The 14,124-nt window shown below is 63.3% G+C and carries 12 protein-coding genes; 3 read left to right on the top strand and 9 right to left on the bottom strand.

Annotation, left to right across the window (positions count from 1 at the left end; all coding sequences use genetic code 11):
* Positions 1 to 151 precede the first annotated feature (151 nt).
* A complete protein-coding gene (locus H6678_11335) occupies positions 152 to 523 on the bottom strand; it encodes a helix-turn-helix transcriptional regulator (GenBank protein ID MCB9474394.1) in 372 nt (123 codons plus the stop codon).
* Between the two features lie 248 nt (positions 524 to 771).
* On the opposite strand from H6678_11335, the gene H6678_11330 reads away from it, so the two are divergent.
* Positions 772 to 2,097: a phosphomannomutase/phosphoglucomutase gene (locus H6678_11330; GenBank protein ID MCB9474393.1), complete on the top strand. Its 1,326-nt coding sequence runs from the start codon at positions 772 to 774 to the stop codon at positions 2,095 to 2,097.
* Positions 2,098 to 2,451: 354 nt separating this feature from the next.
* On the opposite strand, the gene H6678_11325 is transcribed toward H6678_11330, so the two are convergent.
* The 8 genes from H6678_11325 to H6678_11290 form a co-directional block, all read right to left on the bottom strand.
* Positions 2,452 to 3,762 carry a hypothetical protein gene (locus H6678_11325; GenBank protein MCB9474392.1) on the bottom strand — a complete coding sequence of 437 codons (1,311 nt, stop codon included), beginning with the start codon at positions 3,760 to 3,762 and terminating at the stop codon, positions 2,452 to 2,454.
* 2 nt (positions 3,763 to 3,764) lie between these two features.
* Complete coding sequence (locus H6678_11320) at positions 3,765 to 4,997, bottom strand: hypothetical protein (protein MCB9474391.1); 1,233 nt, start codon at positions 4,995 to 4,997, stop codon at positions 3,765 to 3,767.
* Positions 4,998 to 5,072: 75 nt separating this feature from the next.
* Complete coding sequence (locus tag H6678_11315) at positions 5,073 to 5,213, bottom strand: hypothetical protein (GenBank protein MCB9474390.1); 141 nt, start codon at positions 5,211 to 5,213, stop codon at positions 5,073 to 5,075.
* A 178-nt stretch (positions 5,214 to 5,391) separates the two neighbouring features.
* Positions 5,392 to 6,807 (bottom strand): hypothetical protein, encoded by a 1,416-nt coding sequence (locus H6678_11310; GenBank protein ID MCB9474389.1) that lies wholly within the window; start codon positions 6,805 to 6,807, stop codon positions 5,392 to 5,394.
* Between the two features lie 180 nt (positions 6,808 to 6,987).
* Positions 6,988 to 7,638, bottom strand: a complete 651-nt coding sequence (locus tag H6678_11305; GenBank protein MCB9474388.1) for a CoA pyrophosphatase — start codon at positions 7,636 to 7,638, stop codon at positions 6,988 to 6,990.
* Positions 7,639 to 7,640: 2 nt separating this feature from the next.
* The gene (locus H6678_11300; GenBank protein MCB9474387.1) at positions 7,641 to 9,848 is read right to left on the bottom strand and encodes a bifunctional (p)ppGpp synthetase/guanosine-3',5'-bis(diphosphate) 3'-pyrophosphohydrolase; all 2,208 of its coding nucleotides are present in this window, start codon (positions 9,846 to 9,848) and stop codon (positions 7,641 to 7,643) included.
* A 2-nt stretch (positions 9,849 to 9,850) separates the two neighbouring features.
* A complete protein-coding gene (dnaB, locus tag H6678_11295; GenBank protein MCB9474386.1) occupies positions 9,851 to 11,329 on the bottom strand; it encodes a replicative DNA helicase in 1,479 nt (492 codons plus the stop codon).
* Positions 11,330 to 11,517: 188 nt separating this feature from the next.
* Entirely contained in the window at positions 11,518 to 12,432 is a 915-nt protein-coding gene (locus H6678_11290) for a uracil-DNA glycosylase (protein ID MCB9474385.1), read from the bottom strand.
* Positions 12,433 to 12,845: 413 nt separating this feature from the next.
* Here H6678_11290 and H6678_11285 point away from each other — a divergent pair, with 413 nt between their 5' ends.
* Both H6678_11285 and H6678_11280 read left to right on the top strand, forming a co-directional pair.
* Positions 12,846 to 13,319 (top strand): hypothetical protein, encoded by a 474-nt coding sequence (locus H6678_11285; GenBank protein ID MCB9474384.1) that lies wholly within the window; start codon positions 12,846 to 12,848, stop codon positions 13,317 to 13,319.
* A 36-nt stretch (positions 13,320 to 13,355) separates the two neighbouring features.
* Positions 13,356 to 14,057, top strand: a complete 702-nt coding sequence (locus tag H6678_11280; GenBank protein ID MCB9474383.1) for an SDR family NAD(P)-dependent oxidoreductase — start codon at positions 13,356 to 13,358, stop codon at positions 14,055 to 14,057.
* Positions 14,058 to 14,124: the final 67 nt, after the last annotated feature.

The following is a 14,124-nucleotide window of genomic DNA, read 5'->3' as shown; positions in this document are numbered from 1 at the left end:
TTCAGGCAGCCAGAGGCGCAGGAGAGGGCAGAAGGGTGCATTCGCCCCCAATTCCGTGACACGCGCGCTTCGTCTGAAACGTGACGCCGTGCCGGGGCAGACGGTGGGTCAGGACATGTATACGCTCGGCAGACCGCCGGGCTCGCCGATCTCAGGTGAAGGAGTCCGGGGATCCCTTTTCACTGAGGCGACTGACCTGCTCCGAAATGCGCACGAGATCTTCGATGGGCATGGCACCCAGCTCGCGCACAAGTTTCTTGATCACGACGCGCTTCACCGCATTCTTGCGCAGCAGACCGGGCAGGTCTTCGGCAAGCAATTGGTCTGCGCTGATCGAGAGATGCAGCAGATCGGAAAACAGGTCGGCAATGGTCTCAATGCTCTGGCGGTAGGGCTTGCGCCCCCCGAGCCACATGGACACCGTGGCCTTGGAGACCCCGCAGATCTTGGCCACATGGGCCTTGGTGATCCCCAGGTTCTTGAAGACGTAGTTCAGGTTGTCCACGAAAACGGTCGTTTCCATTCGTGCATTCCAGAAGTTGACAGGGTGACGATGTTCATTTGGTTGAACGAAACGCAAACTAAATTTTTTGTCCAAGGAATCCACAGCTTGATGGCATGACTGGAAAAGGATTGCGGCGCTGCGTCTCCCGATTGGCCGGAATCCTCCCCGGAGCAACTGAGATTCCCACAGGGCCAGAGGCCGCCGCCGAATCCTATCTTGGCAGCCGTTGTGAACTTCACACATCGAACCAGTACAAGGAAACTCTCATGTCCATCTTCAAGGCGTACGATATCCGCGGACTGGTGCCGCAGGAACTGAACGAGGATCTGGCCTGGCGCATCGGCCGCGCCGCTGCGGAATTCTTTGGCGCCCAGCGCTTCCTGGTGGGCAGCGACGACCGCAGCAGCCGCGACATGCTGTTCAACGCCCTCACCCGCGGTCTGCGCGACCAGGGAGTGGATGTGGTGGACATCGGCAAGGTGAGCACTCCCATTCTGTATTACACCCTGGCCGATCGCAACTTCGATGCGGGCGTGATGATCACGGCATCCCACAATCCTGGTGGATACAACGGTTTCAAGTTCTGCCGCAAGGACGCCCAACCGGTTCCTCAGGAAATGCTGAACAAGATCCGTGATCTGGTCGAACGCAACAGTTTCCGTTCGCTGGGCTACCGGGGCACGATTTCCAGCCATGACCCTTTCCCGGCCTACAAGACCTTCATCTCGAAGACCTCGCATCTGGAACGGCGTTACAAGGTGGTGGTGGACACGGGCAATGCGGTCTGCGGGCTGTTCCTGGCCGACCTGTACAAGGACACACCCCTCGATATCGTGCCGATGTACTTCGAATCGGACCCCACCTTCCCGAACCATGAGCCCAATCCCCTGGAAGACAAGAACACGGCCGACCTGAGGAAGCGTGTGGTCGCCGAGAAGGCCGATCTGGGCGTCGCGCTGGATGGCGATGGTGACCGCATCATGTTCATCGACGAAAACGGTATCCAGTTGGCCGGCGACATCACCACCCTGCTGATCGCCCTGGGGCTGCAGGAATCCGGTGCCGGCAACTTCGATGTGGTCGTGGATTGTCGCTCCAGCCGCGCCGTGGAGGAAATCCTCAAGGAACACGGATTGACCTGCACCAGATCGCGCGTGGGTCACACCTTCATCAAGGGCCTGATGCGCAAGAACGACAGTCTCTGCGGCGGCGAACTGTCGGGCCACTATTACTTCAAGGCCAACTCCTTCACGGAGAACACGGACCTGGCCCTGTTCACCATCCTGCGCATGCTGGACAAGCGCAACTGCCGCCTGTCCGAACTGGTGGCCCCCATGCTGCGTTATGTGCAGAGCGGCGAGATCAACAGCCACGTGGATTCGGTGGACTCCACTCTGGAACGCATCCGCAGCCAATTCGCCGATGGCCGCCAGAGCCAGATCGACGGCCTGACCGTGGAGTACGACAGCTGGTGGTTCAACGTGCGCCCCTCGAACACCGAACCCCTGCTTCGCCTGAATCTGGAAGCCGCCAACACCGCCGAAATGGAACTCCACCGCGACCGCGTCCTCGCCGTGATCCAGAACGCCTGAGCAAAATGGTCGCCCGGAATGGGTGACATGCAACGCTGAAACCCTGGTTTGCAGACGTCGAGTCAACGCCGTGGCTGCCAGCCGGGCCCGAAGAAGCCACCCGAACCATGATTGCACCAGAGGCTTCCCGCGGAATCCGGGTCACGCCGCATCGGGCATTGTCCATCGGTGACGTCGGAGCACATCGGGACGTGTGGGTTTCCCGTTCCGGGTGCCCCGGATTGCGCTGGGGCGTGTGTTGGATGTCATGGTCCTAGGGGGCTTCATCGGGCATGGCTGGCAGCTGCGTCGAGTAGATCCCGACCGTCGCATACATCGCATGGGTCGATTTGGTCAGCCTCGCAACGCATCGCCTTACGGTTTGTGATACGGCAGGGGCATGGGGTCGGCGTGGCAGAGGACGCAACTTGCGGGGCCGGGAACAGGCATCGGGTCCTTGCCAGCGGAAAGAACGTGCAGGCTGCCGGGGCCATGGCAGGCTTCGCACTGAACCTGCAGACGCTCGGGCGTACGCTCGCGATCCAGGAAACCACCGGGTTCCAGCCAGCCGGTCACGAAGCGGCGTTGGCTGTCGAGGGTGATCCGCCCCGGGGCACGCAAGAGTTCGGCGTATACGCGAGCATGGCGCTCGGCGGACCACTGCTCCACCAGCCCGGCATGACATGGACGACAGGATTCCGTCCCGAGCACCTCGGGCTGCTCCGCCTTCACCGGAGGCATGCCGTGCAGCACACGCTGGGCATCCAGATCACGCTGGAGCTGAATCCGGGCCCGCCGGGCACGTTGCTCCCGGTCTTCGGCGATCATCGCGGCAATCGCATCATCGGGCCGTGTCTGCGGCAGGATCTCGATCTGGCGTGAGTCCACCAGAGTCCAATGTCCACGATTCGCCTCTTCAAGCTGAAGCCAACCCAGACTGCGTCCGCGGTCCATGGTGGAAAACACCAGGCTGCCCGCCTCCGTGACCCGTGCGCTGTCCATGGCACTGGCTGTGCCGCCCAGCAGAATCACATCCCAGTCGGCGAATTCCTGCGGCGACGAAAACACCCGATCGGGATCACAGAACGCCACCAGCAGGTGCAGTGAGGCATCTGGCCAGCCGCGGCGCGGCACCGGCAGAGTCCGGGGTGCGAAGGCACGGTTGAGCGCCCAGTCCGCATCGTGCCAGCTGGCCAGCTCGATGGACTCGGCTGGAGCACCGGGCAACTCCAGCTTCAGCGGCGACTCCGTGGCAGCTCTCCACAGATCCGGGGCTCCCCGTTGCCAGTGCTCTCGATTCGCCGAGGACTGCGCGTTCTCGATCGGGCCCTGCAGCAACAGGTCATACCGCATGCGGGACAGCGCCTGCGAGATCAGGCGGGCATCCAGATCGGCGGTGCTGTCCTTGCGCTGACTGTGCAGGTTACCCAAGTCCAGCACCAGCGGTCGCTCCGGGATCAGCGAGCGCAGGCTGTCCAGCACCGTCGCACGCCGCTCCAGCCCTCCCAGAGGGTGTCGCGAGCAGCCGCAGTCCCCAACTCGCCCCTTGGTGTCCGAGCTGAACAGCAGGTCCACCCTCAGGGGTGCGGACACGCCCGCCACGGAGCACACCAGCAGCACGACGCAGAGAAAAATGGGCGGCGTTCCAAATGGAACGCCGCCCGCATGCATGCGCGATCGTCGCACGATCAGTGCCCGCCAGCCTGTGGCCGTGGCCGCACTTTGGGTTCGGTCTGCGGACGCACGGGCACCGCATTCTGAGGAATCTTCATGTCCTCGATGTTGTGCACGTGCTTCAGGCCTTCGGTCAGATCGAAGTCCGGCTGGCTCTCGGCCGAATGGCACTGTACGCAACTGTTGCCCGGGTTGGGGTTCAGGGTTTCAAGAGCCTTGCCCTCGGTACGCACGTGCTCGCTGCCGCGACCGTGGCAGGACTCGCACTGCACGTTCATCAGCAGTGGTGTGTCCAGGCGATTGAGATAGCCCGACTTCTCGAGGTAGCCGGTCACGTAGCGCGGCAGTTTCTCCTCGTTGTCACTTTCGCGGGCCCGGATCAGCTCGCTGAAGGCGCGCGCATGCGGAGTGGACTTCCAGGCGCTGTAGATTTCGGTGTGGCAGGTCCGGCATTCGGACTCGCCCACGTAGTGGTTGGGGTCGTCCTGACCGGGAAGGCTGGCCGGGTCGATGCCCAGCGTGTGCAGCTTCTCGATGCGGCGCTTCTCGATCTGGGCACGCTTGGCTTCTTCGGCTTCCCGCTTGAAGTCTTCCATCTTCTGGGCAACCACGGGATCCGAGGGGAAATTGTGATCCAGCACCACCATGCCGTAGCTGGTTCTGGTGATGTTCTTCTGACGGTTCAATTCGAGTTCGAACACACCGATGTGGCGACCACGGTCTCCCGGGCAACCGATCACGGTCTGCCCCACGGTCTTCTCGGTGAACATCGGGTTGGCATTGCCGCCCAGCACGATCACGTCGACCATGGGCACCCGCTCGACCAGTTTCTCGACGGTGCGGTTGTCGGTGTGCGCCACCAGCACCAGCACGTCCACCTTGGAACGCAGCTTCTTGGCCGTGGCTTCGAGATTGTCGACCACTTCCGTGGAGTCCACGTTGTTGAAACGGTACTCCTTGTCAAGGAAGGAGAACACGCCGACCTTGACGCCGTCCACCTTCTTGATCAGCCAGGGCTTGACATCCTTGGGGCGACGCGCATCGACGATGTCGGTGCCCACCCACTGGAAGTCGCTGAAACGGATCATCTTCTGCAGGGAACTGTCGGGGATGTCCAGATCCTTGGCACCCAGAATGCCCACATCGTACTTCTGGTCATCCATGTTCTCGAGGATGAACTTCACCTCGCGCTCGGGCTCGTCGCCCCGCTTGAGAGAGTAGATGTTTCCGGCATCCAGCAGCAGCATGTCGGAACCGAAGTGAGTACGCAGACTGTCGACAGCATGGGAACGCCTGGCAAGACCGCCAAGCTTCTTGCTGTGTCAGCCACAGTCCTCGATGTAGCCCTTGCAGTCGGCGGTGAAGACCAGGCCCAGTCGGTAGGAATCCTTCGCGGGCTCGCACCCGGAATTGATCCAGCCGAAGGCCAGCAGAGCGATGAGAATCGCGAACAGGTTTTTCATGAGTGCGTCCCAATTACAATCAAAGCGCCGGCTGTCCGGAATGGAGCCGGCAGGCTGCGAACCCATTTCTGGCTTCCGGGGTTCCCGTCAAGCCGAATCGGCAGGCAACCGCGCAAGATAGAGCAGGGCTCCCGCAAAGCAAAGCTGGAACTCGTGCCCGGAAAATTGCCATCGCCACTCAGCGAACGGCAGCACCCTTCAGCAATCCGCTCGGGCGGGGTTTCTGGGTCTGCTGCACCTGGGTCGTGTCATGCACCTGACTCAGGGCCCGCTTCAGGTCAAAACCCTTGGCATGTTCACCCGAGTGGCAGGTCGCGCAACTCTCACTGGCATTCTTCAGAGTCTCGAGTGCCTTGCCTTCACTCTGGACATGCGCACTGCCTGCACCATGACAGGCTTCGCACTGAACGTTGATCAGTGAGGGAGTGTCAATGCGGGAAACGAATCCGCGGGGCTCGAGGAAACCGGTGGTGGCCCGGCGCTCCTTCTCGGGAATGTCCATCTGCTTGTCACGGTAGAGCTGGGCGTAGGCCTGGGCGTGGGGCGTCATGCGCCAGGCCGCCGCGATGGTGGCATGGCAATCGCGGCAGCTGGATTCTCCCAGGTAGCTCAGACCCTCCGCCGGAGACGCGTGGGTGGCCGGATCGATGCCCATGCTGGCCAGGCGTTCCAGGCGCAGAGCGTCGATTCTGGCGAGTTTCGCCTCTTCGCGCACGTTCTTGAGAGAATCCATCCGGGCGGCGGCCCAGGGTTCACGCGGGTAATCCTGCACGATCTCGATCACGGAATAGCGGCTCTGGGCAATCTTGCGCTGACGATCGAGGGTGAGATCGAAGGACGCCACATGCCGCCCGCGATCACCGGCCGCACCGACCAGGGTCGTGCCGATCACCTTCTCGCGCTTCATCGGGTTGGCCAGCCCACCCAGGACCACCACGTCCACCATGGGCACCCGCTGTGCCAGAGCATCCAGCTGATCTTCGGTGGTATAGGCCACCAGCACCAGCAGGTCCACTTTCTTGCGAAGCTGGGCCGCCATGCTTTCCAGATTGTTCTTGAGACTGGCGGCATTCACGCCATTGGCACGACTGTCCGGGTCCAGCCAACTGAAGAGACCCACCTTGACACCGTCGACCTTCTTGATCACGAAATCCTGAACGCCCACCGGGCGCAGGGAGTCGGCCACATCGGTGCCCACCCAGGGATGCCGGGCATGAGTGACCATGCGGCTGAGCCCGTCGCCTTCCAGCGTCAGGTCCTTGGCACCCAGTACTGTCAGGTCATAGCCCTGATGGTCCAGCAGTTCCACCAGGAACTCGCCATCGGCATCGGTGTCCGCATCGACCTTGGTGCCATGCAGGTTGCCCGTGTCGAACACCAGCACATTGCCGTCCATTGACTTGCGCAGACTGTCCACCGCCGCGCCCCGGCGGGCCATGCCGCCCAGACGTTTGCTGTGACAACCGCAGTCTTCGATGTAACCCTTGGTATCGGACGTGAACACCAGTCCAACGCGGAATGAATCCCTGCTCTGGCATGAAGCGAAAATCAGGGAAAGGCCCAGCAGGGCCGGAAGAACAAATGGAACTCGCATGCGATGATTCCTTGCAAGGTTTCGATGGTCTTTGTGCGCCAACCTGACTGCATCGGCAGCAACGGGTCGAGAATTGAGTGAGCGAAAAACGTGAGTTCAATCGGAAATCACAAGCCACAACCGGGCGTCGTCGCATCTGGCCCGGTTGGCGGTCCGGATTCGCGTGATGCATGCAGGATCTCAGGAAAAGCTGTGATACTGGCGAAGAATCTGCAGAAGGTTGTGTGTGATCCGCGAACTCAGCCCCCAGAGCGGGCCGCATGGAGTCGGAAAGACCCACTGACCTTCACGCTTCCAGGGCTCCCCCGGTGCTCTCAGCGTCACGGGGCGACACTCGGCCTCCAGCCGGGCCAGGCCCATCCAGAACAGACTCTCGTTCTCGTCACTGACGATGCGGGGCTGGGCCTCCGGGTCCAGCATGCCCAGCACGGGTGTGACCACATGCTGCGACGCGGACGTGTACTGGTCGTCCAGCAGTCCCAGTACACGCACGCGCTCGGCGGGAATCGCGACTTCTTCCAGGGTCTCCCGCAGGGCTGCCTGGACCAGTCCTCCGTCAGCGGGCTCGACCCGTCCTCCGGGAAAGCCGATCTGCCCGGGGTGGTGCGTCAGAGTCCGGCTGCGTACCACATACAACAGTCGCAGATCGTTTCCGTGATCCGCGGCGAGGCAGACCAGCACGGCCGACTGGCGCGCCCCTGTCGCTGCACCCGTTCCCCGGTGGGCGGGCTTGTCGTCCACGAAATCCAGTACCCGGCGACTGCGGCGGGCCAGGAATTCCTCGAACCCGTCCAGGAGAGCGTGCCTGTCCCCCGGTGCGGCGTGATCCATGCTTACCAGTCCGCGCTCTGGTCGTGGCGATCGACGCGGATCACCTTGGGAATGGCCTTGAGCTTGTTGATGATCGACTGCAACTGGCTCAGATTCTTGACTTCGATCACGATGCGGCCAATGGCCAGTTCTTCCTGGCGCTTCATCGTGAACTGGGAAATGTTCACGTCCAGCTTGGCCAGGGTGTCGGAAATGTCGTGGATCAGGCTTTTGCGATCGGTTGCCACCACCATCAACCGGCTGTTGAAGGTGTCGTTGCGCTCGCTGTCCCATTCCACGTCCACCTGACGCTCGCTCTTGCCCACCATCTGGCTCACGTTGGCACAGTTGGCGCGGTGGATCTTGACCCCCTGACCGGTGGCCACGAACCCCACGATCTCATCGCCGGGCAAGGGCTGGCAGCAGCGCCCGAACTGTACCACCATGTTCTGCAGCCCACTGATGCGCACGGCGCTGCGGCGCGGCTTGCGCTTGTCGCTGCGGCGGAACAGCCGACGCAGCAGAGTCTGCTGCACGGCATCGGCGTCTTCCGGAATGACCTTGCGCATCACGGTGGGCATGGTCACATCGCCCGCGCCCAGTGCGGCGTAGAGCTGGTCCACGGCCTTGTAACCCATGCTCTGGGCCAGGTCGGTGGCATTGACTTCCTTGGCCACCAGCTGATTGCGCTCAAGCTCGCGACGGAACATCTCCTCGCCCAGATCACGGCTTTCGTGCCAACGGCGCTCCTTGAGCCAGCGCCTGATCTTGGAACGCGCCCGATTGGTGGTGGCGATGCGCAGCCAGTCCTGGGAGGGGCGCTGGGTCTTGGAGGTCAAGATCTCGACGATCGAGCCGCTGGTCAGTTCCGTGTCCAGCGGCACCATCCGCCGGTCCACGCGTGCGCCCGAGCAGTTCAGGCCCACATTGGTGTGCACGGCAAAGGCGAAGTCGATGGGTGTGGCGCCCTTGGGCAGCTTGTAGAGGTCACCCTTGGGCGAGAACACGAAGATGTCGTCCTGGTAGAGGTTGATCTTGAACCCTTCCAGGAACTCATCGGAGCTGGCCTCCGGTGCGTTCTCGTCCAGCACCTGCTTGATCCAGGTGAAGAATTCGTTGAGCTGGCGATCGCGGTCGCCGCCTTCCTTGTAGATCCAGTGCGCGGCCAGACCGAACTCGGCCACCCGGTTCATTTCCTCAGTGCGGATCTGGATCTCCAGCGTGCGCCCGCCGGGGCCCACCACCTTGGTGTGCAGGCTCTGGTAGCCATTGGACTTGGGCGTGGCCACGTAATCCGAGAAACGGTCGGCGATGGGATTGTAGATGTTGTGTACGGTGCCCAGCGCGAAGTAGCAGTCTTCAAGGCGTTCCACGATGATCCGGATCGCGAAGAGGTCCAGAATTTCCTCGAAGGTCTTGTGGCGCTGGTGGATCTTGTTCCAGATCGAATAGAAGTGTTTGGGGCGTCCGAAGATCCGGTGCGCGACCCCGTAGGACACCAGCTTCTCGCGCAGCGGGCGGATGGCCAGCTCGATCACCTCCTCACGCTGCTCGCGCTTGAGGTCGATCTTCTCCACCAGCTCATTGTAGAACTCGGGCTCCAGCACTTTCAGACACAGATCTTCCAGTTCCCACTTGATGGATCCCATGCCGAAGCGGTGGGCCAGCGGGGCGTACACATCCAGGGTCTCCCGCGCGATGCGATCCGACTTCTCCGTGGAGAGGTGGTCAATGGTGCGCATGTTGTGCAGGCGGTCGGCGAACTTCACGAAGATCACGCGGATGTCACGCGACATCGAGAGCAGCATCTTGCGATAGTTCACGCTCTGGCGATGCTCGGTGGACGCGAACTTGAGTCCGCCGATCTTTGTGACACCATCCACGATCACGGCCACGTGCTCGCCGAACTCCGAGACGATGTCGGTCAGCTCCACGCTCTCGCAGTCTTCCACCGTATCGTGCAGCAGCCCGGCGATCAGGGTGTCCTGGTCCATCCGCTGGCGCACAAGAATCCGCAGCACCTCGATCGGGTGACCGATGTAGGGCTCGCCCGAGCGCCGCACCTGGCCATCATGGGCCTTGTACGCGAACTCGAAGGCCCGCAGCACCTCGGCCGGATCGAAGCTGGGTCCGCTTTCGGGTGGGGAGCTGACGATCTCCTCGACCGCGCGGCGATAGTCCGCGTGTGACGTTCCGGGAAATTCCGGCGGCATGTGGGGGGTGTCGGCCATGCTCAGAAGGGGCGATCGTCGTCCGGCAGTCCGCCGGGCAGGGCCGAACCGCCGGGGCGGCTGTAGACTTCGGGCATGCTGCGCGGTGCACGTTCCATGCCCGGGGGAGGAGTGGACCAGGGATCCGAATCGCGGAAGCGTCCGGTTTCCTTCTCGAAGTGCAGGCGTACCACACCGGTGGGGCCATTGCGGTGCTTGCTGAGGTGAATCTCGGCACGCCCTTCCACCGAGTTGCCCTCGGCGTCGGTCTGCATGTAGACCTCGGGTCGATAGACGAAGAACACCAGGTCCGCGTCCTGCTCGATGGCTCCCGAGTCACGCAAGTCGGAGAGCATGGGCACCTTGTCGCCACCACGCTGTTCCACCTGACGGCTGAGCTGCGACAGCGCGATCACGGGAATCTCCAGTTCCTTGGCCAGCCCCTTGAGCGCCTTGGAGACGGCCGCCACACCCAACTGGTGATTCTCGGAACTGGGCAGGGTCATCAACTGCAGGTAATCCACCACCAGCAGGTCCATCTTGTAACGGCTGGAGAGTCGCCGGGCCTTGCTGCGCAGCTCGGCCATGGTGATGCCCGGGGTCTCGTCGATGTGGATCCTGTACTCGGACAGTTCGTTCACCGCCTGTGAGACGCGGCTGGTTTCGTCCCCATGATTGAAGGACTTGGTGCGCAGGCGCTGGCCGGACACACCCGAAACCACGCTGATCATGCGGTAGGCCAGCTGCTCGGCACTCATTTCCAGACTGAAGAACCCCACCGACGCCCCCTTGCGGGCCGCATTGAGCGTAAGGTTGAGCGCGAAGGCGGTCTTGCCCATCGAGGGGCGCGCCGCCAGGATCACCAGGTCGGTACGCTGCAGGCCACTGGTCATCTTGTTCAGATCGATGAAGCCCGTGTCCACTCCCAGCAGGCCATCGCTGCGCTCCATCGTCTCGAGCCGCTCCATGGTCTGATTCATGAGCTGGCTCATGGAGATCATGTCCTGGGTGCGCTGCTGATGGCTGATGCGGAAGAAGGCGCTCTCGGCACTGTTGAGCAGTTCGTCGGGGTCGGCGGCCGGGCTGAAGGCGTCGCGCACCAGGCCGGTGGAGGCACCGATGATGTGCCGCAGCAGAGCGCGGCGATGCACGATGTCGGCGTGATACTCCACGTTGCCCGCGCTGTCCACGGCCATGGACAGTTCCTGGAGCTTGGCAATGCCCCCGGCTTCGGCCAGCAGGTCCTGCTTGCGCCGTTCGCGCTGACCCATCAGTTCCAGGCGCTCGCGCACGCTGATCAGATCGACCGGAATGTTGGCGTTGGCCAGCTCGAGGATCGCGCCGTAGATCAGGCGGTGAGGCAGCAGGTAGAAATCTTCGGGAGTGTGCAGGCGCTCGGTGACGCGGTCGACGGCGTCGGCATCGATGAACATCGCGCCCAGTACGGCCACTTCCGCTTCCGGGCTGTGGGGGGGGATGCGTTCGGCTGCCAGATCCATCAAGTGCCTGCTTCCACTATCTAAGGGACCCGGTTCGCGATCCACGGCCCTCGGCTTTGCCTGGGGGGATGAATCTCTTGCCGGGTCCGGTCAAAAACGGGTGCCCAGTCTACCAATTCCCCTCCCGGAGTGCCACGCGGGAATGCCCCGGGAAAATTGCGCCGCAGCTTTGGCGGGATTCTCTCGCCGCTTCAGGCCGGTGGCGTGAGGCTGCCGGGACGCCCTCCCGCCGCCAGCAGGAGCTCGCGCGCCTTCTGGACATCTTCCCAGCAACCCCGCTTCCAGTGAGGATTGCGCAGCAGGGCCGCCGGATGGTAGGTCACCACCAAAGGCACTCCGCGGAACTGGTGGATCTGCTTGCGCATTTCGCCCAGGGTGCGCTCCACTCCCAGCAGGGTCTTGCCCGCGATGCGCCCCACGGCCAGCAGCACCTTGGGTTGCAGCAGGGCCAGTTGCTGCAGCAGGAATGGCGAGCAGTTGGCCACTTCCTCCGGCTGGGGATCGCGGTTGTTGGGCGGACGGCACTTGAGGATGTTGCAGATGTACACGTCGGTGCGGTCATAGCCAATGGCGGCCAGGATCTTGTCCAGCAGTTGCCCGGCGGCGCCCACGAAGGGGTCGCCCAGGCGGTCCTCATCGGCCCCGGGGGCTTCGCCGATGATCACCAGCTCGGCCCCGGGATTGCCCACACCGAAGACCAGATTCTGGCGAGCGTTCGCGATGCCACAGATCCGGCAGTCGGCAAAGGAAGCCCGCAGCTCGTCCAGGCTGGCGTGGGTCGGGGTCAGCTCCCGGAGTGGCGGGCCGTCGGCGAGGCTGCCCGGAGGAACGATGTCGCCAGCCGGGCTGGCCGGAGCTGTCTGCGGAGTCACGGCCGGCCGGGCGGATGCCGGACTGGATGCGCGCGGTGCAGTCTTCGCTTCCGGGCTCGCCCCGGGCCGAATGCTGGCGACTGGCGGCGCGGATGTCTGCGCCGAGGCTTGCGACAAGAACTTGATCCGGCGCAGATCGGGGGGCTGCAGCAGACGGCGATCCAGCCCGGCGGGCAGGTCCAGCTCGCCAAAGTCCTGCTGGTCGCGCACCCATTCCAGCAGGGCGCGGCGCATATCGATGGTGCTCATGGCAGGAAATCCGTTCAGGTCTGTGGAAACGGCTCCAATCTAGGAGTTTGTCGGACTTGTGGGTGGCACACCCCAGAATTCAACACATCCACCGGCTGTTGCCCGCCCAGCCCCGAAGGGGCATTCCACAATCATAGCCCGTGGGGAATCCACGGGTGGACTCTGGCATGGCGCTGGGCCCGGAACCTCGCTGTCTGGATGCGCCCAGGCCGGGAATGGGGCATCACACTTCACGGCCTGTCTGGAAACCATGGGTGGGCTTGGCAGCGCGCAAGACCTGGAACCTTGCTGGTCGGATGGGCGCAGAAGAATTTCCCTCCCGGCCGCTCCGGCGTTGACACTGGGCTGTGTTTTCTCCACCCTTCAGGCCCCCGTTTCTTCCAAGCACAGGAGGCGCCATGTCGGACACTCCCACCAAGGAACAGCTTCAGCAGATCCATCGAGGTTTTGCCGCCCAGTGTTTCAATGCCTGCTGGGACCTGATCGACAAGCACGATCGCAGCGCCCAGGACGATGAAACCATGCGCCGCCTCGCGGAGGTCTCGCTCTGGCACTGGACCCAGGTCACGGATCACACGGCTCTTCAGATGTCCGTGGGCTACTGGCAGCTCTCGCGCGTGTACGCCATCAGCGGACTGTGCGAACGGGCGCTGGACTATGCCGAGCACTGCATGGCGGTCAGCTCCGCCGCCGAGCTGGCAGCCTTCTACCGAGCCTACGCCTGGGAAGCCCGGGCTCGTGCGCTGGCCACCTGCGGCCAGCACGAAGAAGCCGCCAGCGCGATCCGCAACGCGCGTGACCTGGCCGCCGAGGTCGAGGACGCCGAATCCCGCGCGATGCTCGAGAAGGACCTGGACAGCATTTCCGCCTGAACCGGCACAGTCATCATCCAAGGTGTGAGACAGACCATGCACTCTCTGAACATCCTGGTCACGGGTGGAACCCGCGGAATCGGCAAGGACTGCGTGCGTCAGCTGGCGCACGCCGGGCACCGGGTGCTCTTCACCGCGCGCGACGAGACAGCCGGAGCGCAGACGGTGAGCGACATGGCGGCCCTGGGCCTCGAGTGCGGCTTCGTGCTGCACGAGCAGCGCGATCTGCTTCGGGCCACCAGCGTGATCCAGGAAACGGAATCCCGCCTGGGCCAGCTGGATGTGCTGGTGAACAACGCGGGAGTGCTGCTGGATCGTGACCAGGCCCTGGGTGAAGTGTCCCTGGACGACTTCCGCAGCACTCTGGACGTGAACCTGTCTGGAGTGCTGGCGCTTTGCCAGGCCGCGCTGCCCGGGATGCGGGCGCGCAATTTCGGCCGCATCGTCAACGTCAGTTCGGGCTACGGCCAACAGGCCGCGCTGACCGCTGGGCTGGGCGCCTACAAGCTTTCCAAGCTGGCGCTGAATGGCCTGACCCGGATCCTGGCCGATGAATGCCGCGGAACCAACATTCTGATCAACGCGGTCTCCCCCGGCTGGGTACGCACCGACATGGGCGGCCCCAACGCCAACCGCAGCGTGGAAGAAGGCGCGGCCAGCGTGGTCTGGGCGGCTCTGCTGCCCGACTCGGGCCCCAGCGGAGGTTTCTTTCGCGACGGCATGGCCATCGACTTCTGATCCGCAGCGGAATGCCTGCATGCTGCAACCGGCGGCAATGGGTGCATGACTCCCGACGCACTGCCGG

Source organism: Candidatus Delongbacteria bacterium, assembly GCA_020634015.1.
Taxonomy (GTDB): Bacteria; CAIWAD01; CAIWAD01; order CAIWAD01; family CAIWAD01; genus JACKCN01.
The sequence above is the reverse complement of the archived record's forward strand: the minus strand, read 5'-3'. Positions and strand labels throughout refer to the sequence as shown.

Excerpts from the sequence above, each read along its gene's own strand:
- H6678_11290 (MCB9474385.1), bottom strand. The coding sequence starts at position 12,432 with ATGCGCCGCGCCCTGCTGGAATGGGTGCGCGACCAGCAGGACTTTGGC.
- H6678_11315 (MCB9474390.1), bottom strand. The coding sequence starts at position 5,213 with ATGAAAAACCTGTTCGCGATTCTCATCGCTCTGCTGGCCTTCGGCTGG.
- H6678_11330 (MCB9474393.1), top strand. The coding sequence starts at position 772 with ATGTCCATCTTCAAGGCGTACGATATCCGCGGACTGGTGCCGCAGGAA.
- H6678_11310 (MCB9474389.1), bottom strand. The coding sequence starts at position 6,807 with ATGCGAGTTCCATTTGTTCTTCCGGCCCTGCTGGGCCTTTCCCTGATT.
- H6678_11280 (MCB9474383.1), top strand. The coding sequence starts at position 13,356 with ATGCACTCTCTGAACATCCTGGTCACGGGTGGAACCCGCGGAATCGGC.
- H6678_11305 (MCB9474388.1), bottom strand. The coding sequence starts at position 7,638 with ATGGATCACGCCGCACCGGGGGACAGGCACGCTCTCCTGGACGGGTTC.
- H6678_11285 (MCB9474384.1), top strand. The coding sequence starts at position 12,846 with ATGTCGGACACTCCCACCAAGGAACAGCTTCAGCAGATCCATCGAGGT.
- H6678_11300 (MCB9474387.1), bottom strand. The coding sequence starts at position 9,848 with ATGGCCGACACCCCCCACATGCCGCCGGAATTTCCCGGAACGTCACAC.
- H6678_11335 (MCB9474394.1), bottom strand. The coding sequence starts at position 523 with ATGGAAACGACCGTTTTCGTGGACAACCTGAACTACGTCTTCAAGAAC.
- H6678_11320 (MCB9474391.1), bottom strand. The coding sequence starts at position 4,997 with ATGCTGCTGCTGGATGCCGGAAACATCTACTCTCTCAAGCGGGGCGAC.